Origin of the sequence: Pseudomonas pergaminensis, assembly GCF_024112395.2 — a bacterium.
GTDB classification, from domain to species: Bacteria; Pseudomonadota; Gammaproteobacteria; order Pseudomonadales; family Pseudomonadaceae; genus Aquipseudomonas; species Aquipseudomonas pergaminensis.
The window spans coordinates 3896231-3921777 of sequence record NZ_CP078013.2 but is presented as its reverse complement, the minus strand read 5'-3'; the positions used below and the strand labels follow the sequence as shown (position 1 = coordinate 3921777).

Genomic DNA, 25547 nt, shown 5'->3' with positions numbered 1-25547 from the left:
CTCCCAGGGTTACCAGCAGACAAAGCCGCCATCGACCAGCAGGTCGACACCGGTGCAGAAGGACGAGGCCTGGCTGACCAGGAAAATCGCCGGGCCGACCATTTCTTCCACGCTGGCCATGCGGCCCATGGGCGTGGTCTGTTCAAAGATCTTCACCTGGTCGGCGACTTCCGGGCGCGAGTTCATCGGCGTGGCGGTGTAGCCCGGGCTGATGCAATTGACCCGCAAGCCCTTGTCGGCCCATTCCATCGCCAGGCTTTTACTTAGGTGAATCACGCCGGCCTTGGAGGTGTTGTAGTGCGCTTGGAGCAAGCCTCGGTTGACGATGCTGCCGGACATCGAGGCGATATTGACGATGGCGCCCTTGCCGCGGGGCAACATCACGGCGGCCTGGGCCTGGCAGCTGAGGAAGATGCCGGTGAGGTTGATGTCCAGGGTGGTTTGCCAGCGTTGCAGTTCGAGGTCTTCGGCGGCCTGGGCATTGGCGATGCCGGCGCAGTTGACGGCGACGCTCAATGCGCCGAGTTCGGCTTCGGTGCGCGCTACCGCTGCATCCAGCGCGGCGCGTTCGGTGACCGTGCCGCTCAGGGCCAAGGCCTTGCGGCCGAGGGCCTGGATACGTTCGACGGTGCTGGCGATGCCGGGGCTGCCCGGTAGATCGAAACAGGCCACATCCGCGCCGGCCTCGGCCAGCCCGACGGCAATCGCCTGGCCAATGCCGCTGCCTGCGCCGGTGACAAAGGCGACTTGGCCCTGAAGACTAAAAAGTTGCATGAACGACTCCCAATAGTGAACACACCACAGATCAAAACTGTGGGAGCGGGCTTGCTCGCGAAAGCAGTGGGTCAGCTAATGAATGTGTTGACTGATACACCGCTTTCGCGAGCAAGCCCGCTCCCACATGGGTTCTTCGTTGTTTATGAGGGCAGGGCACTTACGCAGTGGCCATTTCCATCACCGACACCGGGGTAGCCTCGCCCCGCGCCAGGATCCCCATCTGCCGGCCCCGGCTCATCACCATCACCCGATGGGACAACCCCAGCACCTCATCGAGGTCCGAGCTCACCACAATCACGGCCATGCCCTTGGCCGCCAGGTCCGCGATCACTTCATAGATCGCCGCCCGTGCGCCCACGTCGATGCCGCGTGTCGGCTCGTCAAGGATGAACACCTTGGGATTGCGCGCCAGCCACTTGGCAATGATCACCTTCTGCTGGTTACCACCAGACAAACTCGAAATTCGCGACTGCGGCGCACCCTTCACCCCCAACCGCGCCACCGCCGTGCGGGCGAATTCGCGCAGCGGGGCAGGGAACACCCAGCCACGTTTATCCAACAGGTCGGTGTTGCCGTAGATCAGGTTGTCTTCGATGCGGTGCTCCACCACCACGCCTTGCTGCTTGCGGTCCTCGGGCACCAGCACCACACCGGCCTGGATCGCCTCGTGGGGCGAGCGCAGGTGGCGCACCTCACCGTCCAGCACCATGTGGCCTTGGATATCACGCGCCGCGCCGGCAATGGTGCGCACCAGTTCGGTCCGCCCGGCGCCGACCACACCGGCAATGCCAAACACTTCGCCGGCGCGCACGTCGAAGTCGATGCCGTGCAAGGCGAACTCACGGCAAGTAAGGTCCTTGACCTGCAACATCACGCGCTCCTGTGGCGCTTGCAGGGCTGGGAAAATCCGCTCCAGGCTGCGCCCGACCATCTGCTCCACCAACTCGCGCACCGGCACCTGGGCGGTGGCGTGCAAAGCGATCTGGCGACCGTCGCGCAGCACCAGCACGCGGTCGGCGATGCGCGCGATTTCTTCCAGGCGATGGCTGATATAGATAAACGACACGCCCTCGGCCTTGAGCCGTTCCACCTGTTTGAACAACAACTCGGTTTCTTCCCCGCCCAATGCGGCGGTGGGTTCATCGAGAATCAACAGGCTGGCCTTGAGGGTCAGCGCCTTGGCGATTTCAACCAATTGCTGGGCCGCCACGCTCAGGCCTTCGACCTTGCGCGACGCCGGCACCTTGAGCCCCAGGCGCTCCAGCTGGATCTGCGCCTGGGCCTCCATGTATTCGCGGTCCACCCGCCCATGACGCATGGGCAGGCGGCCGACGAAGATATTCTCGGCGATCGACAATTGCGGCAGCAGGCGGATTTCCTGGTGGATCAGGCCGATCCCGGCGCTCAGTGCCGCACCGGGCGAGGCCGGTGCGTAAGGCGCGCCGAGCCAGGTCATGCTGCCCCCGGCTTCAGGCTGTACCAGCCCGGCGATGATCGACGACAAGGTTGACTTGCCCGCACCGTTCTCGCCGAGCAGGGCCAGTACTTCGCCGGGGCGAATGTCCACGTTGACCTGCGACAGTACCTGCACCGGCCCGTAGGCCTTGCTGATATTGCGCAGGCACAGCACCGCGTCGGCGTGGGCGGTGTCCAGGGCTGCTGCTTGCATGACGACCTCCAAGGCTTACGGGTGCTGTTGCAGGAACGGCGCGACGTTTTCTTTGGTGGTCAGCACGGTGGGCAACAGTTGCTCCTTGGGCACGGCCTTGCCGGCTTTCAGGTCGATGGCCGACGCCACGGCCAGGCGGCCCATCTTCTGGGTCTGCTGGGTCATGGTCGCGTTCAGCACGCCACTTTCCACGGCCTTGAGCCCGGCGACGTCCCCGTCAAAACCGACCACCACGACCTTGTGATCAAGGTTGCCGACTTTCACCGCCTGGGCGGCACCCAAGGCCATGGCATCGGCACGGCCGAAGAACACGGTGATATTCGGGTCACGCTGGAGCAGGTCCTGGGCTACGGCGAAGCCTTTATCCTGGGCCCATTCGGCGGGTTGCTGGGCGACGACTTTAAGGTCCGGGAAGGCTTTCAAGCCCTCTTCGAAACCCTTGGCACGATCATTTTCGGGGGTGGTGCCAAGCTGGCCTTGCAGGATCGCGATGCGGCCCTTGCCGTCGGTGAGCTTGCCGACGTACTCGGCCAGGGTCTTGGCCCCGGCCACGCTGTCACTGGCGATAAAGGTATCGCCTGGCGCGTCGGGGGCGTTGCGGTCGACGGCGATCACCGGGATACCGGCGGCTTTCGCAGCCTTGACCGGCACACCGGCGGCGGTGGCACCGGCCGGGATGTAGATCAGCACATCGATCTGGCGGGTGATCAGGTCTTCAATCTGGCTGACCTGGGTGGAGGAGTTGCCCTGGGCATCCACGGTAATCACGTTGATGCCCTTGGCCTTGCCCTCGGCTTCCACCGATTGCTTGATCTGGTTGAAGAAGTCGGCCTGCAGGTTGGCCACGGCCAGGCCGATGGTCAGGTCCTTGGCCCAGGTGGTGCCGGCAGCGGTGAGGGTGGCGGCCGCGAGGGCGGTGGCCAACAGCAGTTTCTTGGGGCTGAACATGTCGGTGACTCCTGGTTTTATTGTTGGAGGGTGTCAACTGTCGAACAGGTTTTAACGGGCAGTGCTGGAGCGGCGTCGCAGGGTGTCGATGGTCACGGCGAGGGCGATGACCACGCCGATCACCACTTGTTGAATGAAGGGCGACACACCGAGCAGGTTCAGACCATTGCGCAATACACCAATGATCAGTACACCGACCAGGGTGCCGCCGATGCTGCCGACGCCGCCGCTGAGGCTGGCGCCGCCAATCACCACGGCGGCGATGGCGTCCAGTTCCAGGCTCAGGCCGGCGCTGGGTTGGGAAGAGTCCAGGCGTGCTGCCAGGGTCACGGCGGCGATACCGGCCAGCGCACCGCTGATGGCGTACACCCACAGGGTGATCGCACGCACCTTGATGCCGGACAGGCGCGCCACCTCCGGGCTGCCGCCCATGGCATACAGGTTACGGCCGCCGGCGCGAAAGCGCAGGAACACCCAGGCCACCACCAGCATCACCAGGAACAGCCCGACGGTTGCCGAGAGAAACCCGAAGTGACGCACCGTGGCCAGGCTGGTGAACCAGTCCGGGTAGCCGACGATCTGCCGGCCTTCGGTGAGGATGTTCGCCAGGCCGCGGGCCACCGACATCATGGTCAGCGTGGCAATGAACGGCGGCAGCTTGGCATAGGTGATCAACCCGCCGGACACCAGCCCGGCAAGCATCCCGCTGGCAATCGAGATCGGGATCGCAAACCCCAGCGGCACCGCTTGGTCCTGGTAAAGCCAGCCGAGCATCATCATCGAGAACGCCAGCACCGACCCCACCGACAGGTCGATGCCACCGATCACGATCACTGCGGTCATGCCAATCGCGAGGATGCCCAACACCGTGACCTGATCAAGAATGTTCAGGCCATTGCGCAGCGAGAAGAAGAATTCGGAACTGAAGGAGAAAACCAGCACCAGCAGCACCAGGCCGATCAGCGGGCCGCCGATATTGCTGGGAAGCAGTTTCACCAACCGCGGGCGGTGGGGCGGCTTGAGTTCGGCCGGGTGCTGGACAATAGCTTTGGCGTCCACAGTGTTCTCCTGATTTATTTTTTTTGGAGTGCTTTCAAGCGCCTTGAATATTTATGCGTGCTTGACTGTTAATTCAGATTCCAGTGACACCGTGGCAAAGTCAAGCGCTTAATTTTTCCAGTATTCCTCTAGGTCGCTGCTTTCACCTGGCGCAAAGCCACGGGATAGATAAGCGCGGGTGGGATTTTGGCCGTTTGTCCGAGGGGTATTTCGCGGTTTTATTTCATTTTTCCACCGGTCACTCACTTGACCTGCTGAGCGATCGGCGTCTAAATAGAAATATATTGTCACTGCTGAATAAATATTCAAACACAGCTTTGCACACGTTCACCCCGCGTGGTCAGCCTCAAAGGAGCCGCTGCATGAATGCCTTCCAGTACGACGCCCATCAGATCAAAGAACAGGCCCGCCTGATCCGGCGCCACGTGATCCGCCTGAATGCCGACTCACCGGCTGGCGGCCACACCGGTGCCGACCTCTCGGAAACCGATATTCTCGCCACCCTGTATTTCCGCATTCTCAATACCGGGCCGGAACGCACCGAAGACCCTGAGCGCGATATCTATATCCAGAGCAAGGGCCACGGTGTCGGCGGGTTGTATTGCTGCCTGGCGCAGGCGGGCTACATTCCCGTGGACTGGCTGCCCACTTACCAACATTTCAACTCTCACCTGCCGGGCCATCCGGTGCGGCAGAAAACCCCCGGCATCGAACTTAATACCGGCGCCCTCGGCCACGGCTTGCCGGTGGCGGTGGGGCTGGCGTTGGCGGCGAAGATGTCCGGCAGCAAGAAACGCATCTACGTGCTGACTGGTGACGGTGAACTGGCCGAAGGCTCCAATTGGGAAGCGGCGATGGCTGCGGCCAAATACGGCCTGGATAACCTGTTCGTGATCGTCGACAAGAACAAGCTGCAACTGGCGGGCTTGACGGCCGACATCATGCCCCTCGACCCGCTGGACCAGAAATGGGCGGCCTTCGGCTTTGGTGTCAGCGAGTGCGACGGCAACGACGCGGGCCAGTTGATCGAGGCCCTGGAAAGCATGCAAACCAAGACCGGTGCGCCCCAGGTGCTGATCGCGCACACCATCAAAGGCAAGGGCGTGTCGTTTATCGAAGCCCGTCCCGAATGGCACCACCGCGTGCCCAAGGGTGATGAAATCAACGCGGCACTGGAGGAGTTGAGTCATGGCGAGTGAACATCTGGCGAGCGTCATGGTGGACGCCTTTATTGCCGCCGTCGATGCCGGGCTGGACGTGGTGCCGGTGGTCAGTGACTCCACCTCCACGGCCAAGATCGGCCCGTTTGTGCAGCGCTTTCCCGAGCGGCTGATCAACGTCGGCATTGCCGAGCAATCGCTGGTCAGCGTCGCGGCGGGCCTGGCCCTGGGCGGCAAGATCGCCGCGACCTGCAACGCCGCGCCCTTCCTGATTTCGCGCGCCAATGAGCAGATCAAAGTCGACGTTTGCTACAACCAGGCCAACGTCAAGATGTTCGGCCTGAATGCCGGCGCCAGTTACGGCCCGTTGGCCAGCACGCACCATAGCCTCGACGATATTTCGGTGATGCGCGGCTTTGGCAACGTGCAGATCTTTGCCCCGGCCGACGCCATTGAATGCCGGCAGATCGTCGACTACGCGCTGCGCTACCAGGGCCCGGTGTACATCCGTCTCGATGGCAAGGCGTTGCCGGACGTGCACGCTGCCAACTATCAATTCGTACCGGGGCAGGTGGATATCCTGCGCCAGGGCGCGGACGTGAGCATCGTCGCCCTGGGCTCGGTGGTGCATGAAGCGGTGGACGCAGCACGGCGGCTGGCCGAGCAGGGGATTCAGGCGCAGGTGATCAACCTGTCGTCGATCCGGCCGTTGCAGCGTGACGTGTTGCTCAGCGCCCTGAGTGGCACGCGGGCGGTCATCACCGTCGAGGAACACAATATCAACGGTGGCGTCGGCAGCCTGGTCGCCGAAGTACTGGCCGAAGCCGGGTTGGGCATTGCCCTGGTGCGCCTGGGCATCGGTGATGGCGAATATGCCGCCGCCGGCGCTCGCGAACCGACCCGCGCCTTGCATAACATCGACGCGGCTGGGATTGTGGCGGCTGCCACTCGGTTGCGGTGAATGCGATGACAAACAACACTCCGCTGATCCTGGCGATAGACGAAGGCACCAGCAACGCCAAGGCGGTGCTGGTCAACGAACGCGGGCAGGTGATTGCCCGGGGCTCGCGGCCGCTGAGTATCACCCATCCGCAGCCGGGGTTTTCCGAGCAAGACCCGTTGCTGATCTGGCACAGCACCCTGGCCGCCATTGAAGAATGCCTGGGCCAGGTGGACCGGCCGATCACCGCGCTGGCCATCAGCAACCAGCGCGAATCGGTGGTGGCCTGGGACCGGCATACCGGCGAAGCGCTGTCGCCGTGCATCAGTTGGCAATGCCGGCGCTCGACCGCGTTGTGTGCCCAGTTGCATGAGCAGGGACACGAGGCGCTGATCCTGGAAAAAACCGGGTTGGCCTTGGACCCGATGTTCTCGGCAGGCAAGTTCCGCTGGATTCTCGACCACCTTGAGGATGGCCACGCGCGCGCCGCTGCCGGTGATATCTGCCTGGGCACGATGGACAGTTGGCTGCTGTGGAAACTCAGCGGCGGGCAGGTGTTTGCCACCGACTATTCCAACGCGGCGCGCACTCAATTGTTCAACCTGCACACCTGTGCCTGGGACCCGGCGCTGCTGGCACTGTTCAGGATTCCATTGGCCGCATTGGCGCCCATCCAGCCGAGCGCGGGTTTTTTTGCGCAAACCGTCGCGGCGGGTGGTTTGCCCGCCGGCATCCCGGTGATGTCGATGATCGGCGACTCCCACGCTGCGCTGTACGGCCAGGGCGGGTTTGCGCCGGGGCTGGTGAAAGCGACGCTGGGCACCGGCTCGTCCTTGATGACCCCCATGGGCGGCCCGATTGCTTCGACTCACGGCTTGTCCACCACCCTGGCCTGGCATGACGGCGGCCAACCCACCTTTGGCATGGAAGGCAATATCGTCCACACCGGCGCCGCCGTGCAGTGGGCCTCGCGCCTGGTGGCGGGGGAATCCCTGGATGCGCTCACCGAGCAGGCTGCGCAACTGCCGGACAATGGCGGTGTGTATTTTGTGCCGGCACTGTCCGGGCTGGGTGCTCCGCACTGGCAGGCTGATGCGCGCGGTTTGATCTGCGGGCTGACCGAAGCCACCTCTGGCGCGCATATCCTGCGGGCATCGCTGGAGTCGATTGGTTATCAGATTCGGGATGTCTTTGAGGCTATGCAGCAGGACATCGGTAGCCCGTTGAAGGAGTTGTGGGTGGACGGCGGTGCGACGCGTAACCGTTGGTTGATGCAGTTTTTGGCCGATCTGTTGCAACGTCCGGTGGTGCGCAGTCTGTCGCCGGAAGTGTCGGCGCTGGGCGCGGCGCACTTGGCGGGGAGGGCGATGGGTGTGTGGGGGAGTGATGACGCGCTGGGCGCGCTGGAGCGGCAGCGGGAGCGGTTTGAGCCGCAGGATGATCCTGCTATGGCGGGGCGTTATGCTGCGTGGAAAAAGGCGCTGGAGCGCACACTGTTGTGACCGGCGGCCTGACAGCCGACCGCTCTCCAACTGTAACCCCGCGATCCAAATGTGGGAGCTGGCTTGCCTGCGAAGACGGCCTGACAGCCAACCACTCTCTAACTGCCACCCCACGCTCCAAATGTGGGAGCTGGCTTGCCTGCGAAAGCGGCCTGACATCCGACCGCTCTCTAACTGCCACCCCACGGTCTAAATGTGGGAGCTGGCTTGCCTGCGAAGACGGCCTGGCAGCCAACCACTCTCCAACTGTTGCCCCGCGATCCAAATGTGGGAGCTGGCTTGCCTGCGAAGACGGCCTGACAGCCAACCACTCTCCAACTGTTGCACCACGATCCAAATGTGGGAGCTGGCTTGCCTGCGAAGACGGTCTGACAGCCGACCACTCTCTAACTGCAGCCCCACGATCTAAATGTGGGAGCTGGCTTGCCTGCGAAGACGGCCTAACAGCCGACCGCTCTCTAACTGCCACCCCACGATCCAAATGTGGGAGCTGGCTTGCCTGCGAAAGCGGCCTGACAGCCGACCGCTCTCTAACTGCCACCCCACGATCTAAATGTGGGAGCTGGCTTGCCTGCGAAGGCGGCCTGACAGCCGACCTGGATGTTGGATCTGATCGGGTACATATCCGTTATTTAGGTAAAGGCTGCTATGGGTTCCGCCCTTACGGCGGCTCACTTTTGAAAAGCGCAAAAGTAAGCAAAACGCTCTTGCCCCAACACTCGGCACCTCGCCTAGGCTCGGTGTGCCCGTAATCCGACAGGTATTTGGGGGGCCGCCGCCACGCGCCATCCATGGCGCGGGGCGGCTAAACCGGCATCCCTGCCGGTTTACCCCCCAAATCCCTGTCGAATTCCGGCCAGCGTGTTTGACGGGGCGCCTAAGATCAAAAGCGAGATCAAGATCAAGATCAAGGGCGACTCGCTTCGCATCGTGGATGCCGGGGGGGCACCTTTTTTGTCTGCGAATGATGCCTCCTGTAGGAGCCTCAAGGCTTCCAGGTCTGTACATCCTTGGCATCCACGGCCTTGGGCAATAACCCCGCCTTGAAGAACGCATCGGCGATTTTCTGTTGTTCGCCCAACTGATCAATCGTCACAGGCTGCACTTGATAGCTGCGGTGCGCATTGGCTGCCTCAACCGTCGCGACATCCAGGTTGCCCCACAGCGGGCCAAGTATTGTGGCCGCGTCTTGTGGGTGGGTTTTCACCCATTGGCCGGTTTTTTCCAGTTGCGTGTACACCACGTTCAACACTTGCGGATGGGCCTTGGCGTACGGCGTACCGGTCAGGTAGTAGCGCTTGTAGCTGGCCAGCCCTGCGCCGTCCGCCAGGGTGCGTGTTGGCAGTTGGCGCTGCACGCTGGTGAGGAAGGGTTCCCAGGTGACCCAGGCGTCGACCTTGTTGTTTTCGAAGGCTGCGCGGCCGTCGGCGGGTGACAGGTAGGCCGGCTCTATATCCGAAAATGCCAGGCCTGCCTTGGCCAGTGCGGCGATTAGCAGGTAGTGCGTGCCGGCTGCCTTGGTCACGGCGATTTTCTTGCCCTTGAGGTCCGCCAACTGTTGGATCGGAGAGTCCTTGCGCACCACGATCGCTTGGGCCGAAGGCGAGGGCGCTTCTTGGGCGAAGTAGGTGAGCTTGGCCTGGGCCGCCTGGGCGAAGATCGGCACGGTGTCGGCCACGTCGGCGCTGATGTCGACGTTGCCCACGTTCAGCGCTTCGAGCAGCGGCAGGCCGCTGGGGAACTCGTGCCAGCTCACGTCGATGTTGTCGGCCTTGAGGGCTTTTTCCAGGGTGCCCTGGGTTTTCAGCAGGGTGATCAGGGTCGAGGACTTCTGGTAACCGATGCGCACGGTTTCCTGGGCATCGGCGCTCACGGCGACGGAAAAGGCCAGCAACCCTAATACAGCAGCGAGGGGACGACGTATGGACATGGCGCGCTCGATCTCTGACGAAATAGGACCGAGCTTAAGGTTCTAAAAACTATTCGTTAAATACTCTTTCGATCTGAGCTTAGGACGCTTTTCCCGCCCGCCTATGAATTGGGCATAACCATAGAATTATAAGATTCTTTCATCATTGCTCATCATTAATATAATCGAATCAACTTTACTGCCAGGCCTTACGCGGTTTTTTGGCATATGCAGCTCCCTTCATTTCTTCCACGCCAAGGCCTCCCATGACGTTCAAAAAACTAATCGCCGCCGCCAGCCTGCTGTTCGCCGCGGCGGCGGCCCATGCCGAGCAAACCCTGGACATCAGCTACCAGCGCTCATCCACGCTGTGGATCCTGCTCAAGCAAAATGGCCAATTGGAGCAGCGCCTCAAGCCCCTGGGGTTCACGGTGAACTGGCACGAGTTCAGCACTGGCCTGCTCAGCTCGCTGAACGCCGGCAGCGTCGACCTGCACGCAGATGTGGCCGACGCCTTCGCGCTATTCACCCAGGCCGCCGATGCACCGCTGACCTACTACGCCCAGGAAAACTCATCGCCGGGTGCCCAGGCGATCATCGTCCAGGACCAGTCGCCGATCCACAGCATCGCCGACCTCAAGGGTAAGACTGTCGCGGTGTCCAAGGGCTCGGGCAGCAACTACCTGCTGATCTCCGCGCTGAAAAAAGCCGGGCTGACCCTGGCCGATATCACCCCGCGTTACCTGGAAGCTCCGGACGGCGGGGCTGCCTTCGCCAATGGCAGCGTCGACGCCTGGGTGATCTGGGACCCGTTCCTCGCCACTCAACAATTGGATCACCACGTGCGTGTGATCGCCGACGGCAAGGACGGCCTGGCCGATTACAACCGTTTCTACTTGGCGACAACGACGTTCGCCAAGGCCCACCCGGACGTGTTGCAGGTGACCTTCGACACCTTGCGCGAGACCGGCCAATGGGTGAAGGCCCATCCCAAGGAAGCCGCCGACATCCTCGGCCCGCTGTGGGGCAACATCGCCCCGGCCACAGTGGAGCGCGCCAATAGCCGCCGCAGCTACGACATCATCCCGGTCAGGCTGGAAAACCTCGCCGAGCAACAGCGCATCGCCGACACCTACTACGCCGCCAAGCTGATTCCCAAGCCGTTGAAGGTCAGTGCCATCACCGTGTGGACACCCAAGCCATGAGCCGCCAAATCCATTTATCCGCGTTCCTGTTGAGTGGGCCGGTGGTGCACAGCCATGCGGTATGGCGCCACCCGGAAACCGTTGGCAATTACCTCGACCCTGAGTACTACGCACGGGTGGCCAAGGTGGTGGAGGAGGGGTTGTTCGACTTCCTGTTCTTCGCCGACCGCCTGGCCGTGGGCGACCAGATGGGCGGCTCCCGCGAGTTCGCCTTGCGCTACGGCGCCCAGGACGCCACGCGCCTGGACCCGTTGCCGATCCTCTCTTACCTGGTGGGCAAGACCAGTAAGTTGGGCCTGGGCGCGACGCGCTCCACCACCTATTACGAACCGGCGCACATCGCGCGTGAGTTTGCCACCCTCGACCACCTGTCCAAGGGCCGCGCGGCGTGGAATATTGTCACCTCGATGAACGACAGCGAAGGGCGCCTGTTCGGCAAGGACAAGCACCTGGAGCATGACCTGCGCTATGACCGCGCCGATGAGTTTGTCGAAGTCGCGCTGAAACTGTGGAACAGCTGGGGCAAGGACGCACTGAAGCTTGACCGCGAGAGCGGCGTGCTGGCGGACCCGGAACTGATCCGTTCGGTGCAGCACCAGGGCGAGTGGTTCAGGGTGGAAGGCCCGCTGAATATCCCCCGCACACCCCAAGGCCGACCGGTGCTGATCCAGGCCGGCTCTTCCGGACGTGGCCGGCGCTTTGGTGCGCGTTGGGCCGAGGCGATTTTCACCATTCATCCGCACTTGGCGGCGATGCGCGCGTTCCGCGATGACGTGCGCGCCCAGGTGGTGCAGCAAGGCCGTGACGCCGACAGCTGCAAGGTGCTCACGGCGGTGATGCCGTTCATTGGCGGCAGCGAAGCCGAGGCCCGCGCCAAGCGCGATCGGCACAACGCGCTGGCCCGTCCGGAGCTGGGGCTGGTGACACTGGCCTCGCAGTTGAATGTGGACCTGTCGCCATTCCCGCTTTCGGCGACCTTGGCCGAGATCGCGCAGTCACCACTGATCCACCCGGCGGCGGCGGAAAAGCTCTTGATGCAAGGCCCGGAAACCACCCTGGAACAACTCGGGCGCATCTTCGCCAGCAGCGTGCGCGTGCCGCAATTGGTGGGTACCGGCGCGCAGGTTGCCGACCAGTTGGCCGAGCTGTTCGAGCAGGGCGGCTGCGACGGGTTTGTGATTTCTCCGGGGTATCTGCCGGGCTCGTTCACCGAGTTTGTCGAGAGCGTGATTCCGCATTTGCAGCGCAAGGGCTTGTTCCGCACTGCCTACGAAGGATCGACGCTGCGCGAGCACCTGGCGCTGGCTGGGTTGCAGGCTTGAGTGGCTGTTCATCTGATGTGATGAGCGGGCAGTTGTGGTGAGCGGGCTTGCCCCGCGCTGGGGCGCGAAGCGACCCCATCACGGCCGCTGTGTTCTCGCAGGTAAAACGAGTTGGCCGGATTAGCGCTGCTTCGCAGCCCAGCGCGGGGCAAGCCCGCTCACCACAGAAGGGCTGCTCACCGGCTTTATTACTGAGTTGATAAAAGGGATATTTTGCATGGCTGACTTCGATCATTTGACCCGCCGCCGCCTGCTCGGCCTGGCCGGCATCACCCTGGCCAGCCTGTCGCTGCCACGCCTAGGCTTCGGCGCCGACGAACACGCCGGCCACAGCACTTCACCGGAACCCGCCGGCACCGGTGAGTTCATTCGCCTGGATGCGCCACGCAAGTTGAAACTGGCGGTCAACCTCAATGCCGTGTGCCTGGCCCCGGTCGTGATCGCCCACGGCCAGGGCTTTTTTACCAAGCACAATCTGGACGTGGAGTTGGTCAATTTCGGCAACTCCACTGAAGTGCTGCTCGAAGCCATTGCCACCGGCAAGGCCGATGCAGGCGTAGGCATGGCGCTGCGTTGGCTCAAGGCGCTGGAGCAGGGCTTTGACGTGAAGCTCACCGCCGGTACCCATGGCGGCTGCCTGCGCTTGCTCAGTGCCGCGAACGGCGGCGTGACCAAGCTCGAAGACCTCAAGGGCAAGGCCATCGGCGTGACCGACATGGCCAGCCCGGACCGCAATTTCTTCTCGATCCTGCTGAAAAAACACGGTGTGGATCCGGTGCGCGATGTGGAGTGGCGCCTGTACCCTGCGGACTTGCTCGGCACCGCGCTGGAGCGCGGCGAAGTGCAGGCCGTGAGCGGCAGTGACCCGTTCATGTACCGCCTGATCAAGTCCGGCGTGGCGCGTGAGCTGTCCACCAACCTGGTGGAGGAATACGCCAACCTCAGCTGCTGCGTGGTGGGTGTCACCGGCAAGTTGGTGCGGGAAGACAAGCGTGTGGTCGCGGCGCTGACCCAGGCGATTCTGGAAGCCCACGACTATTCCGTGCAGCATCCGGAGGAAGTTGCCAAGGGCTTCCAGGCCCATGCGTTGAACACGTCGGTGGAGGAAGTGCAGGCGATCCTCCACGACCATACCCACGGGCATCACGCGGTGGGCGCGGCGCTGACCCAGGAAATCCTCACCTACGTGACCGACCTGAAAACCGTCGAAGTGATCAGCAAGAGCACCGATCCGCTGGAGTTCGCCAAGGAGATCACCGCCGATGTCTTCAGCTGACGCAACCACCCTCAACCCGCCGCTGACCCTGAAGGTCGGGTGGCAGGGCGCAGCCGTGGTGACGGCCTGGCTGGCCGTCGCGCTGTTGATCAGTTACTGGCCCAACGCGACGCGCAACTGGCCGATGACCCAAGGCCTGGCCACGCTGTGCGTGGCTGTTGCCGCACTGTTCATCGGGCTGAGCCTGCTGGGACGCAAGGTGCCGAAGCTGAGCCTGCGCCTGCGCAATGCCGGCCCCTGGCTGATTGCCTTGCCGCTGCTGCTGGGCGTCTGGGAGTTGCTCACCGCCAAGCTGGCGTTGTTGCCGGTGCCGTTTTTTGCGCCGCCCCAGGCCTTGCTGGCGGTGTACATCGAAGACTACGCACGGCTGGCCGACAGCCTGTTGCATTCGGCATTGCTGCTGGGCTCGGGCGTGGCCCTGGGCGCGATTACCGGGTTTATTGCTGGTGTGGCCATCGGTTGGTCCACGCGCATCGGTTATTGGCTGCACCCGGTGCTGCGAATCCTGGGGCCGGTGCCGTCGACGGCGTTATTGCCGCTGTGTTTTTTCCTGTTCCCCAGTAGCTGGAGCGCCAGCGTGTTCCTGATCGCCCTGGCCACTTGGTTTCCGGTCACGGTGCTCACCTGGTCCGGTGTGGCGAGCGTGGACAAAGCCTATTACGACGTGGCCCGCACCCTTGGCGCCAAGCAAGGCTTCCTGATTTTCAAGGTGGCGATTCCGGCGGCGTTGCCTCACGTATTTGTCGGCGTGTTCATGGGCCTGGGCGCGTCGTTTTCGACCCTGGTGGTGGCTGAAATGATGGGGGTCAAATCCGGCATCGGCTGGTACCTGCAGTGGGCCCAGGGTTGGGCCGCCTACGCGAATATGTACGCCGCCTTGCTGATCATGGCACTCGCCTGCTCGGGGTTGATCACCGGGTTGTTCCTGGTGCGTGATCGGTTGCTGGCCTGGCAGAAAGGATCGATGAAATGGTAGCCCTGGCACACGTGGAATCGGCGTCGGAAGGTCTGGCGCTGCGCATAGACAACCTCAGCCATGGTTTTGCCTTGGACGGTCAGCACCTGCCGGTGCTGGAGCGGGTGTCCCTGGACGTGGCGCCCGGAGAGTTCGTGGCGCTGCTCGGGCCTTCGGGCTGCGGCAAATCCACCTTGCTGCGCCTGGTGGCCGGTTTGGAACCGGCGGATTCGGGACGATTGCTGGCCGACGGTGAAGCCATCACCGGGCCGGACCCGAGCCGCGTCGTGGTGTTCCAGGACCCGACCCTGTACCCGTGGCGCCGGGTGTGGGACAACGTCGCTGTCGGCCTGGAAGCCCAGGGCCTGCTCAAGACCCATTCGGCCAAGGTCGACGAAGCCCTGGAGAAGGTCGGCCTCAGCCAGTTCGCCCGCGCGTATCCGCGGCAGCTCTCCGGCGGCATGGCGCAACGCGTGGCCCTGGCTCGCGCACTGGTCAACCAGCCGCGCCTGCTGATCCTCGACGAGCCCTTGGGCAAACTCGACTCCCTGACCCGCATCACCATGCAAAAAGAGTTGATCGACCTGTGGCAGCGCCAGGGCTACACGGCCTTGCTGGTCACCCACGATGTGGAAGAAGCCTTGCTGCTGGCCAACCGCGTGATCGTGTTCAGCGACCGCCCGGCAAAAATCCTGGCGCAATTAAGCATCGATCGGCCGTATCCTCGGCACCGGGACGATCCTTACTTGGTGGACCTGCGGCGGCAGATACTGGGCCTGCTCGGGCTGGGAGAAAACTGGTAGCCATGACCTTCACTTCGTTGCACTGGGGCGCCTATCGTCCGCAGGTCGTCGATGGCAAGTTGCAGGCGATGACGCCGGTGGACTGGGACAAAGACCCGTCGCCCATCGGTGCGTCAATCCCCGACGCCATCACCTCGCCGACGCGCATCCTGCGGCCTGCCGTGCGCCGCAGTTATTTGGCCGAGCCCGGCTCGCACCCCGAACTGCGGGGCCAGGAGCCGTTTGTCGAGGTCTCCTGGGCCGTGGCCCTGGACCTGGTCGCCCGTGAGCTGAACAAGGTCAAGGCCGAACACGGCAACCAGGCGATCTACGGTGGCAGCTACGGCTGGGGCAGCGCCGGGCGTTTCCACCATGCACAAAGCCAGTTGCACCGTTTTCTCAACCAGTTCGGCGGCTATGTCGCCAGCACCGACAGCTACAGCCTCGGTGCCGGGCGGGTGTTGATGCCGCATATCGTCGGCAATATGGACTGGCTGCTGGCGGCGCACACTTCCTGGAAAAACCTCGCCGAACACTGCGAGCTGTTCGTGGCGTTCGGCGGGCTGCCAGCCAAGAACGCCCAGACCAGCCCCGGTGGCGCCAGTGATCACTTGCTGACCGAGGCGTTGGCGGCGATGTCGGCGGCTGGCGTGCAGTTCGTCAACGTGAGCCCGTTGCGCGGTGACCTGAGCGGCCCGGCCCTCAACCAATGGCTGCCGATCCGCCCCGGCAGCGACACCGCATTGATGCTGGCGCTGGCCCATGTGCTGGTGACGGAAGGCCTGCACAACGAGGCGTTCATTCAGCAATACACCGTGGGTTACGACCGCTTTCGCGGCTATCTGCTCGGCGACACTGATGGTCAACCGAAAGACCCCGCGTGGGCAGAGGCACTGACGGATATCCCCGCGCAGCAGATCATCGACCTCGCCCGGCGCATGGGCCGCCAGCGGACGATGATCAACATCGCCTATTCCCTGCAGCGCTCGGTGCACGGCGAGCAGCCTTTCTGGATGACCGTGACCCTGGCGGCGCTGCTCGGCCAGATCGGCTTGCCCGGCGGCGGCTTTGGCCTGGGCTACGGCTGCATGAACAACACGGGCAGCGGCCGCAAAGGCTTCTCCGGGCCAAGGTTTTCCCAGGGGCTCAACCCGGTGAAGGCGTTCATTCCGGTGGCACGCATCACTGACATGCTGCTTAACCCCGGCGCCGAATTCGACTACAACGGCAAGCGCCAGGCGTATCCGGATATTCACCTGGTGTACTGGGCTGGCGGCAATATTTTCCACCATCACCAGGACCTCAATCGCTTGCTGGAGGCCTGGAAAAAACCGCGCACCCTGATCGTCCACGAACAGTACTGGACCGCCCAGGCCAAGTATTCCGATATCGTACTGCCGGCCACGACCGCCCTGGAGCGCAACGATATCGGCAGTTCGGCGTCGGACCGGTTCATGCTGGCGATGCAGCAAGCCATCGCACCGGTCGGCGAGGCGCGGGATGACTACTCGATCTTTGCTGACATCGCCGCGCGCCTGGGGTTTGGCGGCACCTTCACCGAAGGCCGTGACGCCGGGCAGTGGCTGCGTTTTATCTACGACGAGTCCCGTGGACGCGCTGAAGAACAGGGCATCGAGCTGCCGGACTACGATCGGTTCTGGCGTGACGGCGTGTTCGAAGTGGCCTATCCCGACACCGATACAGTACTGCTCAAGGCCTTTCGTGACGATCCGCTCGCTCATCCTTTGCCCACGCCCTCGGGACGTATCGAGCTGTTTTCCGAACGCATTGCGAGCTTTGGTTATGCCGACTGCCCTGGCCATCCGGTGTGGTTGGACAAACCTGTGCCGGACTACCCGCTGCACCTGCTGTCGAACCAGCCGAAGACACGCCTGCACAGCCAGTACGACCACGGTAGCTACAGCCGCGCGTCGAAGATCCAGCAGCGCGAGCCGCTGACCATCAACGCGGACGATGCGCGGGCGCGGGGCATTGGCGACGGTGATGTGGTCAAGGTGTTCAATGGACGGGGGGCGTTCCTGGCTGGGGTGATTGTCTCCCATGACATCCGTCCGGGTGTCGTGCAGATCGCCACCGGCGCCTGGTTCGACCCGCAGACTCCAGGGCAGCGCAACAGCCTGGACAAGCACGGCAACCCCAACATGATCACTGCCGATGTCGGCGCCTCCAGCCTGTCCCAGGGCTGTTCGGCGCAGACGGCCACGGTGGAGGTGGTGAAGTGGGACCAGCCGTTGCCGCAAGTCACCGCGTTTGTGCCGCCACTACTCGTGCCGGGGCTCCTTTAGCGGAATAGCGCCTGGGGGCGGGCTGAACACCCCGGCGCGGTCCGCCAGGTAGCGCGCCGGCGGCTGCCCCACGGCCTTGCGGAACATGGTGATAAAGCCGCTGGCGTTCTCATAACCCAGGTCCAGCGCGACCGTTTGCACGCTCTGGCCCTTGGCGAGGCGCTGCAACGACAGGATCACATGCAATTGCCTGCGCCAGCGGCCGAAGCTCAGGCCCAGTTCCTCCAGCAGCAGGCGCGTCATGCTGCGTTCACTCATGCCGATGCGCACCGCCCATTGGCCGAGGGTCGCCTTGTCCGACGGCTCGGCCAACAGGCTGTTGGCCAGGCGGCGCAAGCGCGGGTCCTGGGGCATGGGCAGGTGCAAGGCTTCAACGGGGGCGGCGGCGAGCTCATCCAGCAGGGTATTGATCAAACGCCCCTGGGCGCCGTGTTCGTCATACAGCTGCGGGAAACTCACGGCCTTGCTGATCAGCTCATGCAGCAGGCCCGACACCGCCAAAGTGCAGCATTGCGGGGGCAGGGCGCACGCCGCGTCGGGGTCGATCAACAGGCAATACACCTCCGCTTCGCCAGACCCGCGCGCCGCATGGGACGTGCCGCCGGGAATCCACAGTGCGCACTGCGGTGGCACGATCCAGATACCCGCTTCGATCTCGCAAAGGATCACCCCGCGCAGGGTGTACATCAACTGACCCTTGCGGTGGGCGTGCTGGGCATGTTCCCAGGTGTCCGACGTACTGGTGGCGCCCACCGCCACCACGGCGCGGGGGAACACATCGGCGCCCTTGGGCATCAGCGGGTCGCGCATGTCCAGACGGTGATGCTTCATGACGGGTCTCGCAGGTTGGCCGGATTGCGAAACAGTCTGGCTATTCTGTGCAATGCCGTCCAGTGGTCGGGCCTTTATAGTGAGATCAATTCTCAACAAGGAGCTCCGCCATGCGACTCGACAGCACAACATTCCCGGTGGTGAAAATCGTGTTTGACGCACCCAACGAGGGTGGGCAGGAGGATGCCTTCGGGGTCTTCGAAAGCCTGCTTGCGCGCCAGCAACCCTTCCTGCTGCTGCACGAAAAATCCGTGGACGAAAACAATCACGAACACTCCCATGAGGAACGCAAGCAAGCATCGATCTGGATGAAGAAAAACAAGCAGGCGCTGCGCACCTACGTCAAAGGCATGATCCAGGTAGAGCCCAGTGCCGCGCAGCGCCTGGCGCTCAAGCCATTTGCGGTAATGTTCGGCAAGGCCTGGGGGTACCCGCTGCTGGTGGTGGAGTCCAAGGACCAGGCCTGGGCACTGGCGCGGGACGTGCTGGATGAACGGGTGTCGGATGTGGCGTACTTCTAAACGCTAGCCTGCCCCGCTAACCACGATGCGAAGCGAGCCGCTCTTGATGTTGCTCCTGCTCCTGCTCCTGCTCCTGCTCCTGCTCCTGCTCCTGTTCCTGCTCCTGATCTTGATCATGATCTTGATCTTGATCTTGATCTTGATCTTGCTTTTGATCTCAGGCGCCCCATCAAACACGCTGGCCGGAATTCGACAGGGATTTGGGGGGTAAACCGGCAGGGATGCCGGTTTAGCCGCCCCGCGCCATGGATGGCGCGTGGCGGCGGCCCCCCAAATCCCTGTCGGATTACGGGCACACCGAGCCTAGGCGAGGTGCCGAGTGTTGGGGCAAGAGCCCTTTGGTTACTTTGGGGCTTTTCCAAAGTGACCCGCCGTAAGGGCGGAACCCATAGCAGCCGTTACCTAAATAACGGATATGTACCCGATCAGATCCAACATCTAGGTCAGCTATCAGGCCGCTTTCGCAGGCAAGCCAGCTCCCACATTTGGATCGCGGGGCTTCAGTTAGAGAGTGGTCGGCAGTTAGGCCGTCTTCGCAGGCAAGCCAGCTCCTACAGTTAGATCGCGGGGTGACAGTTAGATTGTGGTCGGCTGTCAGGCCGCCTTCGCAGGCAAGCCCGCTCCCACATTTTTGGATCGCGGGGGCGACAGTTGGAGAGTGGTCGGCTGTCAGGCCGCTTTCGCAGGCAAGCCAGCTCCCACATTTTTGGATCGCGGGGGGGACAGTTGGAGAGTGGTCGGCTGTCAGGCCGCTTTCGCAGGCAAGCCAGCTCCCACATTTTTGAGTCGCGGGGTGACAGGTAGATAGCGGCCGGTTGTCCGGCCGCCATCGCTGGCAAGCCAGCTCCTACAGGATAGCGAGTCAGTCCACACAGATCGCCCGGCCCAACTGACCTTTCTCCACCGTCGCCGAGCAGCCGAAGTGCCCGTTGTCCACCTGACACGCGCCCGTCACCGGGCCGTTGCCGGACTGGGTGGTGACGCTGGTCTGGCACTCGCCTTCGCACTGGCTCGAATCAGTACAGGCCTTGCCCGCGTCCTTGTACGGCGTAATGCATTTCCAGCTCTGCAATTTGCCGACTTGCTTCATGGTGCCGCCACCGGCCAGGCATTCGGACGCCGTGGCATCCTGGGCGGGCGGGGTAGGGTGGGAGGCGGTGGAGCAGGCCGATACCAGCAGCAGGGCGGCCAGGCCGATCATCAATTTCATGCAAAAGTCCTCGTGGAGTAAGCGCAACGGTGCAGTGTACGGGCAATTGGACTACTTTGATTGACGAGCGATCCCTACCCGGTACTTGCCATGCGCACGTTATGGAAACGGTATATGGCGTTGTTGGAAAACGATCTGAGCACGCAGATTTTCGACAACGTGAAAAACCTGCTGGTGTGTGCACTGCTGTTTGCGGCGGGGACCAACACATTGCTTGGGCAGCGTGACTTGTTTATCGGCGTGTTCGCCTCCAGCGTGGCCGGCTGGGGCCTGATCATCCTGTCCACGCTGCTCATGCTCTTGAACGTCAGTGACGGCATCCGCCGGCTCGCCAGGCTGCGTTATCACTTGGCGCTGCAGTTATTGTTGATCGTGTTTTACCTGGTGGTTGCCGAGCGGGTGGTAGAGATTGTGTGGGGCTTCCGCGCGCATTGAAGTATCCTCCGCGGCCCGCTTACCACCGATTCAAAGACAGATGACAGGACAAGACATGCAGGCGATGCTCTCGTCGATCCTCGACGAAGTGCGCCCCCTGATCGGCCTCGGCAAAGTCGCCGACTACATCCCCGCGCTGGCTGACGTGCCCGCCAACCAACTCGGGATCGCCGTGTACGGCAACGACGGCTCGGCCTATTGCGCCGGTGATGCCGACACGTTGTTCTCGGTGCAGAGCATCTCCAAGGTGTTCAGCCTGGTGCAGGCCATCGACCACGGTGGCGAAACCATCTGGGAACGCCTGGGCCACGAGCCTTCGGGGCAACCGTTCAACTCCATGGTGCAACTGGAATTCGAACGCGGCCGTCCACGCAATCCATTTATCAATGCCGGCGCGCTGGTGATCTGCGATATCAACCAATCGCGTTTCGCCGTGCCGATTTTGTCGATGCGCGACTTCGTCCGGCGCCTGTCGGGTAACCCGCAGATCCTGGTCAACAGCGTCGTCGCCGAGTCCGAAGCCCAGCACGGCGCGCGCAACGCGGCCATGGCCTACCTGATGAAATCCTTCGGCAACTTCCACAATGACGTGGACGCGGTGCTGCACAGCTACTTCAACTACTGCGCGCTGCAGATGAGCTGCCTGGACTTGGCCAGGGCCTTCAGCTTCCTGGCCAACGAAGGCGTGAGCGCCCACAGCGGCGAACAGGTGTTGACCGCGCGGCAGACCAAGCAAGTCAACTCCATCATGGCCACCAGTGGGCTGTATGACGAGGCGGGCAATTTTGCCTACCGCGTGGGGTTGCCGGGCAAAAGCGGGGTCGGCGGCGGGATCGTCGCGGTGGTACCGGGGCAGTTCACGGTGTGCGTGTGGTCGCCGGAACTGAATGCAGCGGGGAACTCACTGGCGGGGATGAAGGCGTTGGAGTTGTTGAGTGAGCGGATTGGGTGGTCGGTGTTTTGATGGCAATTGCCACAATCCCCACCCCCCCAAAAATCACCAGGCTTTGCGCGGTTTTACGAACAGATCGAGCATCAGAAACAAGGACCCGGCCATTGCCCAGGCGCTCGCCGCCAGAATCAGGGGCGATGAGGGGGATGAATATTGAATACTCGGTCTTCCAGAAAAAAGCAGACCCAGTGTGGGAGCTGGCTTGCCTGCGAAAGCGGTCCATTAGCCAGCACATCCCGTGGCTGACACACCGCCATCGCGGGCAAGCCCGCTCCCACATGAGGGGCGGGTTCAGCTCACATTGAGCCGATCCAACAAGCTGTACCACGCCACACCCGCCCCAATATAGAACCGCTGCAACCCGTGCATCGGCAAGCGCTGCAGCGGCGTCACCGGGTAGGCGAACTCCGCCTGGCTGTCACACAACTTGCCCGCCAGTTGCTGCCCCAGGCTGGTACACAGTGCGATCCCCCGGCCATTGCAGCCCAGCGCCAAGGTCAGCCCCGGCGCGGGCTGGTGCACATGGGGCATGAAGTCGCGAGTGATTGCGATACGCCCGGCCCAGCGATACTCGAATTCCAACCGTCCCAATTGCGGAAACAGCAATGCCAGCGAGCGTTCCAAGTGGGCGAAATCCGTGGGTGAAGTGGGGTCGTTGAACAGCCCGCGCCCGCCCATCAGCAAACGGCCATGGCTGTCTTTGCGAAAGTACAGCAGCAGCCTTTGTGCGGTGGAGACGGTCTCCTGGCCCGGCAAGATGCTGTCCGCCGCGCGCCCACTCAAGGGTTTGGTGGCGACGATAAAACTGTTCGCCGCGAGGATGCTCTGCGCCATGCCCGGCCACAGGTTGCCGCTGTAGCCATTGGTTGCGAGGACCACTTGATCGGCGCTCACCTGTGCGCCGCCGGCCGTCTGCAACTGCCAGCCCGAACCGTGGCGTTGCAAGCCCGTCACTGCGCTTTGCCCATGAACCCGCACACCCGCTGCCAGCGCCGCGCCCACCAATCCACGGGCATAGGCCAACGGCTGAATGGCACCGGCGCGGCCATCCAGCCAACCGCCGGCAAAGGCGTCACTGCCCATGCGTGAAGCCACCGCCGCCGCCTCCAGGCGTTGCACCGGCACACCGCGCCGGGCCCACTGATCTGCCCGTGCGTGCAGCCCGGCGACGCCTTTTTCGCTGTAGGACACCTGCATCCAGCCTTTGCGTACCGGCGCGCAATCAATGCCGTGTTTTTCGATCAGCCTGAACACCAGGTCTGCCGAATTCGACACGGTCGAAATCAGCGGCTCGGCGCGCTCCGGTCCGTACATCTGAACCAGCTGTTCAGGGTCGTATTTGAGCGTGGGGTTGACCTGCCCACCGTTGCGCCCGGACGCGCCCCAGCCCGGCTCGTTGGCTTCCAGCACGCACACGCTCACGCCGCGTTCGGCCAGGTGCAGCGCCGTCGATAGGCCGGTATAGCCGGCACCGACAATCGCCACGTCCACCTTCACCGATTCGCTCAACGCAGGCGTCGGTACCACCGAAGGCGCAGTCGCCGACCACAATGACTTCATGACAGGCTCCGCGTGTCGCCAGTGGGGTGCAGCACCCGTCGCAAAAAGTCCTGGGTACGCGGATGTTGCGGGTTGCCCAGCACGTGCTCGGCCGCGCCGCTTTCGACGATGTAGCCGCCGTGCAGGAAGCACACGCGGTCGGCCACTTCGCGGGCAAAGCCCATCTCGTGGGTGACGACGATCATGGTCATGCCTTCATCCGCCAGGGTGCGCATCACCGCCAGTACATCACCGACCAGTTCCGGGTCGAGGGCCGAGGTGGGTTCGTCGAACAGCATGGCTTCGGGTTTCATCGCCAGGGCGCGGGCAATGGCCACGCGTTGTTGCTGGCCGCCGGAGAGTTGCTCCGGGTACGCATCGGCCTTGGCGCTCAGGCCGACTTTTTCCAGCAGCACCAGGGCTTCTTCGCGGGCCTGCTTGGGCGGCTCGCCTTTGACATACACCGGGCCTTCCATCACGTTTTCCAGCACCGTGCGATGGGGGAACAGGTTGAAGCGCTGGAACACCATGCCCATGCGGCTGCGCAGGGCGTGCACGGTCTTGCTGGCGCGCTTCACGGTTTCGCCGAACACGTGGATGTGTCCGCCGTCATAGGCCTCCAGCGCGTTGATGCAGCGCAGCAGGGTGGATTTGCCCGAGCCCGAGGGGCCGATCAGGCACACCACTTCACCCTTGGCCACGTCCAGGTCGACACCGTGCAGCACGCGGTGGCTGCCGTAGTGTTTTTGCAGTTGGCGAATCTCGATCATGCTTTTTTCCTCCGGCCCAGGTGCTGTTCCATGCGACGCAGGCCATACACCAGCGGCAGGCTCATCAGCAGGTAGAGCAGGGCGACCAGGGTGTAGACGGTCATGTTCTGGAAGGTCGACGATGCAATCAGCTGGCCCTGGCGGGTCATCTCGGCGACGGTGATGGTGGAGACCAGCGACGAGTCCTTGAGCATCATCACCAGGGTGTTGCCATACGGCGGCAGGGCGATGCGAAACGCTTGCGGCAGGATCACCCGACGCATCATCAGCGCCGAGCGCATCCCCAAGGCTTCGGCGGCTTCACGCTGGCCCTGTTCGACGGCAATGATGCCGGTGCGGAAGTTCTCGGCCTGGTACGCCGAGTAGGCGATGCCCATGCCGATCACGCCCGCGTAGAACGCGGTGAGGTGCACGCCCATGTCGGGCAGCACGAAGTAGATGTAGAACAGCTGCACAATGATCGGCAGGCCCCGGATCACGTTGATGATGGTGCTCGCGGTCCATGACAGCGCACGGATCGGCGACAGCTTGAGCAACGCCAGCACCAGGCCGATGGCGCTGCTGAGCAGGAATGACAGCACGGTGATCTGGATCGTCACCCAGGCGCCTTGCAGCAGGATCGGCAAAAAGTCCTGGGCGTTTTGCAGGAACTCCGCCGGGTTCATGGGCGCACCTGGGTATCAAGTCCCCACTTCTTGAGGATGCTGTCGAGGGTGCCATCTGCCTTGATGCTGGCGATGGCTGTATTCAAGCGTTCGAGGGTTTGCGCATCGCCCTTGCGCACCACCAGGCACACTTCGCCGACGTTGGTGGGCTTGTAGTCGGGGGCCAGTTTCACGCCTTTGAACAGTTTCTGGCGGATCTGGTAGGCCACCACGGGCTGGTCTCCCACGGCGGCCTTGATGCGGCCCAGGGACAGGTCGCGGACCATCTCGCCGATGGAGTCATAGGTGCGGATCTCCTTGAAGATCCCGAGCTTGTTCAACTGGTCGTAGAAGACGGTGCCGGCCTGCACGCCGACCACTTGGTCCTTGAGGGGCGTGAGGTCGGGGTAGGCCGTGTTGTCGTCGGCATTGATGATCAGGCCTTCACCGTAGGCATACACCGGGGCGCTGAAGTCGACCACCTTGGTGCGCTCTTCGGTCTTGAGCATGCCGGCGGAAATGAAGTCGAGCTTGCCGGACGTGAGGGAGGGGATCAGCGCGGCGAAGTTGGTCTGCTCGATCTGGCTGGTGAAACCGCCGGCCTTGCCCACGGCCTCTGCCACATCAACCATCACGCCCTGGATGCTGTTGCTCTTGATGTCGAGGAAGGTAAACGGCGAACCACTGGCCGTCGCACCGACTTTGTACGAGGACGCACTCTCGGCGTGCACAACGCTGACGCAGAGCGTGGCGCAGAGACCGAAGGCAAGGCGGCGAAACAAGGGCGAAAGACTGTTCATCGGGTTACTCCAGAAGGAAAACGGATCGTCAGTAC

At 63.0% G+C, this 25547-nt stretch carries 23 protein-coding genes; 12 read left to right on the top strand and 11 right to left on the bottom strand.

The window, feature by feature from the left end:
* Window positions 1–9: 9 nt before the first annotated feature.
* The 4 genes from KUA23_RS17650 to KUA23_RS17635 form a co-directional block, all read right to left on the bottom strand.
* Entirely contained in the window at window positions 10–774 is a 765-nt protein-coding gene (locus KUA23_RS17650) for an SDR family oxidoreductase (RefSeq protein WP_078048905.1), read from the bottom strand.
* 160 nt (window positions 775–934) lie between these two features.
* Entirely contained in the window at window positions 935–2446 is a 1512-nt protein-coding gene (locus tag KUA23_RS17645) for a sugar ABC transporter ATP-binding protein (RefSeq protein WP_099491789.1), read from the bottom strand.
* 15 nt (window positions 2447–2461) lie between these two features.
* Window positions 2462–3394, bottom strand: coding sequence for a sugar ABC transporter substrate-binding protein (locus KUA23_RS17640; protein WP_252992530.1), 933 nt, complete (start codon window positions 3392–3394; stop codon window positions 2462–2464).
* Between the two features lie 51 nt (window positions 3395–3445).
* Window positions 3446–4453, bottom strand: coding sequence for an ABC transporter permease (locus tag KUA23_RS17635; RefSeq protein WP_012724867.1), 1008 nt, complete (start codon window positions 4451–4453; stop codon window positions 3446–3448).
* 362 nt (window positions 4454–4815) lie between these two features.
* Here KUA23_RS17635 and KUA23_RS17630 point away from each other — a divergent pair, with 362 nt between their 5' ends.
* Genes KUA23_RS17630 through KUA23_RS17620 form a run of 3 tightly spaced genes read left to right on the top strand, consistent with a single transcriptional unit; the run spans window position 4816 to window position 8055 of the window.
* Window positions 4816–5652, top strand: a complete 837-nt coding sequence (locus KUA23_RS17630) for a transketolase (protein ID WP_078048903.1) — start codon at window positions 4816–4818, stop codon at window positions 5650–5652.
* The gene (locus KUA23_RS17625; protein WP_252992529.1) at window positions 5642–6574 is read left to right on the top strand and encodes a transketolase family protein; all 933 of its coding nucleotides are present in this window, start codon (window positions 5642–5644) and stop codon (window positions 6572–6574) included. Before KUA23_RS17630 ends, KUA23_RS17625 begins: the two co-directional genes overlap by 11 nt.
* A gap of 5 nt (window positions 6575–6579) precedes the next feature.
* On the top strand, window positions 6580–8055 hold the full coding sequence (locus tag KUA23_RS17620) for an FGGY family carbohydrate kinase (protein WP_252992528.1): 1476 nt from the start codon (window positions 6580–6582) through the stop codon (window positions 8053–8055).
* 985 nt (window positions 8056–9040) lie between these two features.
* Here the strand turns inward: KUA23_RS17620 and KUA23_RS17615 are convergent.
* Window positions 9041–9985 carry an aliphatic sulfonate ABC transporter substrate-binding protein gene (locus KUA23_RS17615; protein WP_252992527.1) on the bottom strand — a complete coding sequence of 315 codons (945 nt, stop codon included), beginning with the start codon at window positions 9983–9985 and terminating at the stop codon, window positions 9041–9043.
* Window positions 9986–10230: 245 nt separating this feature from the next.
* Here KUA23_RS17615 and KUA23_RS17610 point away from each other — a divergent pair, with 245 nt between their 5' ends.
* The 6 genes from KUA23_RS17610 to KUA23_RS17585 all read left to right on the top strand — a co-directional run bounded on the left by KUA23_RS17610 (window position 10231) and on the right by KUA23_RS17585 (window position 17810).
* The gene (locus KUA23_RS17610) at window positions 10231–11169 is read left to right on the top strand and encodes an aliphatic sulfonate ABC transporter substrate-binding protein (RefSeq protein WP_078048899.1); all 939 of its coding nucleotides are present in this window, start codon (window positions 10231–10233) and stop codon (window positions 11167–11169) included.
* The gene (locus tag KUA23_RS17605; protein WP_252992526.1) at window positions 11166–12491 is read left to right on the top strand and encodes an LLM class flavin-dependent oxidoreductase; all 1326 of its coding nucleotides are present in this window, start codon (window positions 11166–11168) and stop codon (window positions 12489–12491) included. Before KUA23_RS17610 ends, KUA23_RS17605 begins: the two co-directional genes overlap by 4 nt.
* A gap of 217 nt (window positions 12492–12708) precedes the next feature.
* Entirely contained in the window at window positions 12709–13767 is a 1059-nt protein-coding gene (locus KUA23_RS17600; RefSeq protein WP_252992525.1) for an ABC transporter substrate-binding protein, read from the top strand.
* Window positions 13754–14743, top strand: a complete 990-nt coding sequence (locus KUA23_RS17595; RefSeq protein WP_099491784.1) for an ABC transporter permease — start codon at window positions 13754–13756, stop codon at window positions 14741–14743. The genes KUA23_RS17600 and KUA23_RS17595 overlap by 14 nt, the downstream gene beginning before the upstream one ends.
* Window positions 14737–15525 carry an ABC transporter ATP-binding protein gene (locus tag KUA23_RS17590; RefSeq protein ID WP_078048895.1) on the top strand — a complete coding sequence of 263 codons (789 nt, stop codon included), beginning with the start codon at window positions 14737–14739 and terminating at the stop codon, window positions 15523–15525. The genes KUA23_RS17595 and KUA23_RS17590 overlap by 7 nt, the downstream gene beginning before the upstream one ends.
* Before the next feature lie 2 nt (window positions 15526–15527).
* The gene (locus KUA23_RS17585) at window positions 15528–17810 is read left to right on the top strand and encodes a molybdopterin guanine dinucleotide-containing S/N-oxide reductase (RefSeq protein ID WP_252992524.1); all 2283 of its coding nucleotides are present in this window, start codon (window positions 15528–15530) and stop codon (window positions 17808–17810) included.
* Here the strand turns inward: KUA23_RS17585 and KUA23_RS17580 are convergent.
* Complete coding sequence (locus KUA23_RS17580) at window positions 17787–18641, bottom strand: AraC family transcriptional regulator (protein WP_252992523.1); 855 nt, start codon at window positions 18639–18641, stop codon at window positions 17787–17789. The two genes, KUA23_RS17585 and KUA23_RS17580, sit on opposite strands and share 24 nt — an antisense overlap.
* A 110-nt stretch (window positions 18642–18751) precedes the next feature.
* Between KUA23_RS17580 and KUA23_RS17575 the strand changes: the two genes are divergently transcribed.
* Window positions 18752–19162, top strand: coding sequence for a hypothetical protein (locus tag KUA23_RS17575; protein WP_252992522.1), 411 nt, complete (start codon window positions 18752–18754; stop codon window positions 19160–19162).
* Window positions 19163–20024: 862 nt separating this feature from the next.
* On the opposite strand, the gene KUA23_RS17570 is transcribed toward KUA23_RS17575, so the two are convergent.
* Window positions 20025–20372 carry a hypothetical protein gene (locus KUA23_RS17570; RefSeq protein WP_078048891.1) on the bottom strand — a complete coding sequence of 116 codons (348 nt, stop codon included), beginning with the start codon at window positions 20370–20372 and terminating at the stop codon, window positions 20025–20027.
* A 90-nt stretch (window positions 20373–20462) separates the two neighbouring features.
* On the opposite strand from KUA23_RS17570, the gene KUA23_RS17565 reads away from it, so the two are divergent.
* Entirely contained in the window at window positions 20463–20807 is a 345-nt protein-coding gene (locus tag KUA23_RS17565; RefSeq protein WP_252992521.1) for a hypothetical protein, read from the top strand.
* A 55-nt stretch (window positions 20808–20862) separates the two neighbouring features.
* Window positions 20863–21771: a glutaminase B gene (gene glsB, locus KUA23_RS17560; protein ID WP_025856146.1), complete on the top strand. Its 909-nt coding sequence runs from the start codon at window positions 20863–20865 to the stop codon at window positions 21769–21771.
* A gap of 279 nt (window positions 21772–22050) precedes the next feature.
* Here glsB and KUA23_RS17555 read toward each other — a convergent pair whose 3' ends face one another.
* From KUA23_RS17555 to KUA23_RS17540, 4 genes are read right to left on the bottom strand one after another with little or no spacing between them, the layout of a single operon-like run.
* On the bottom strand, window positions 22051–23319 hold the full coding sequence (locus KUA23_RS17555) for an NAD(P)/FAD-dependent oxidoreductase (protein ID WP_252992520.1): 1269 nt from the start codon (window positions 23317–23319) through the stop codon (window positions 22051–22053).
* The gene (locus tag KUA23_RS17550) at window positions 23316–24068 is read right to left on the bottom strand and encodes an amino acid ABC transporter ATP-binding protein (protein ID WP_252992519.1); all 753 of its coding nucleotides are present in this window, start codon (window positions 24066–24068) and stop codon (window positions 23316–23318) included. Before KUA23_RS17550 ends, KUA23_RS17555 begins: the two co-directional genes overlap by 4 nt.
* Window positions 24065–24733, bottom strand: a complete 669-nt coding sequence (locus tag KUA23_RS17545) for an amino acid ABC transporter permease (RefSeq protein WP_034106261.1) — start codon at window positions 24731–24733, stop codon at window positions 24065–24067. The genes KUA23_RS17550 and KUA23_RS17545 overlap by 4 nt, the downstream gene beginning before the upstream one ends.
* Window positions 24730–25512, bottom strand: coding sequence for an ABC transporter substrate-binding protein (locus KUA23_RS17540; protein ID WP_078048887.1), 783 nt, complete (start codon window positions 25510–25512; stop codon window positions 24730–24732). The genes KUA23_RS17545 and KUA23_RS17540 overlap by 4 nt, the downstream gene beginning before the upstream one ends.
* Between the last annotated feature and the right edge of the window lie 35 nt (window positions 25513–25547).

Excerpts from the sequence above, each read along its gene's own strand:
- KUA23_RS17600 (WP_252992525.1), top strand. The coding sequence starts at position 12,709 with ATGGCTGACTTCGATCATTTGACCCGCCGCCGCCTGCTCGGCCTGGCC.
- KUA23_RS17610 (WP_078048899.1), top strand. The coding sequence starts at position 10,231 with ATGACGTTCAAAAAACTAATCGCCGCCGCCAGCCTGCTGTTCGCCGCG.
- KUA23_RS17540 (WP_078048887.1), bottom strand. The coding sequence starts at position 25,512 with ATGAACAGTCTTTCGCCCTTGTTTCGCCGCCTTGCCTTCGGTCTCTGC.
- KUA23_RS17605 (WP_252992526.1), top strand. The coding sequence starts at position 11,166 with ATGAGCCGCCAAATCCATTTATCCGCGTTCCTGTTGAGTGGGCCGGTG.
- KUA23_RS17575 (WP_252992522.1), top strand. The coding sequence starts at position 18,752 with ATGCGACTCGACAGCACAACATTCCCGGTGGTGAAAATCGTGTTTGAC.
- KUA23_RS17595 (WP_099491784.1), top strand. The coding sequence starts at position 13,754 with ATGTCTTCAGCTGACGCAACCACCCTCAACCCGCCGCTGACCCTGAAG.
- glsB (WP_025856146.1), top strand. The coding sequence starts at position 20,863 with ATGCAGGCGATGCTCTCGTCGATCCTCGACGAAGTGCGCCCCCTGATC.
- KUA23_RS17645 (WP_099491789.1), bottom strand. The coding sequence starts at position 2,446 with ATGCAAGCAGCAGCCCTGGACACCGCCCACGCCGACGCGGTGCTGTGC.
- KUA23_RS17550 (WP_252992519.1), bottom strand. The coding sequence starts at position 24,068 with ATGATCGAGATTCGCCAACTGCAAAAACACTACGGCAGCCACCGCGTG.
- KUA23_RS17625 (WP_252992529.1), top strand. The coding sequence starts at position 5,642 with ATGGCGAGTGAACATCTGGCGAGCGTCATGGTGGACGCCTTTATTGCC.
- KUA23_RS17570 (WP_078048891.1), bottom strand. The coding sequence starts at position 20,372 with ATGAAATTGATGATCGGCCTGGCCGCCCTGCTGCTGGTATCGGCCTGC.
- KUA23_RS17585 (WP_252992524.1), top strand. The coding sequence starts at position 15,528 with ATGACCTTCACTTCGTTGCACTGGGGCGCCTATCGTCCGCAGGTCGTC.
- KUA23_RS17545 (WP_034106261.1), bottom strand. The coding sequence starts at position 24,733 with ATGAACCCGGCGGAGTTCCTGCAAAACGCCCAGGACTTTTTGCCGATC.
- KUA23_RS17565 (WP_252992521.1), top strand. The coding sequence starts at position 20,463 with ATGCGCACGTTATGGAAACGGTATATGGCGTTGTTGGAAAACGATCTG.
- KUA23_RS17555 (WP_252992520.1), bottom strand. The coding sequence starts at position 23,319 with ATGAAGTCATTGTGGTCGGCGACTGCGCCTTCGGTGGTACCGACGCCT.
- KUA23_RS17630 (WP_078048903.1), top strand. The coding sequence starts at position 4,816 with ATGAATGCCTTCCAGTACGACGCCCATCAGATCAAAGAACAGGCCCGC.
- KUA23_RS17615 (WP_252992527.1), bottom strand. The coding sequence starts at position 9,985 with ATGTCCATACGTCGTCCCCTCGCTGCTGTATTAGGGTTGCTGGCCTTT.
- KUA23_RS17580 (WP_252992523.1), bottom strand. The coding sequence starts at position 18,641 with ATGAAGCATCACCGTCTGGACATGCGCGACCCGCTGATGCCCAAGGGC.
- KUA23_RS17620 (WP_252992528.1), top strand. The coding sequence starts at position 6,580 with ATGACAAACAACACTCCGCTGATCCTGGCGATAGACGAAGGCACCAGC.
- KUA23_RS17640 (WP_252992530.1), bottom strand. The coding sequence starts at position 3,394 with ATGTTCAGCCCCAAGAAACTGCTGTTGGCCACCGCCCTCGCGGCCGCC.
- KUA23_RS17590 (WP_078048895.1), top strand. The coding sequence starts at position 14,737 with ATGGTAGCCCTGGCACACGTGGAATCGGCGTCGGAAGGTCTGGCGCTG.
- KUA23_RS17650 (WP_078048905.1), bottom strand. The coding sequence starts at position 774 with ATGCAACTTTTTAGTCTTCAGGGCCAAGTCGCCTTTGTCACCGGCGCA.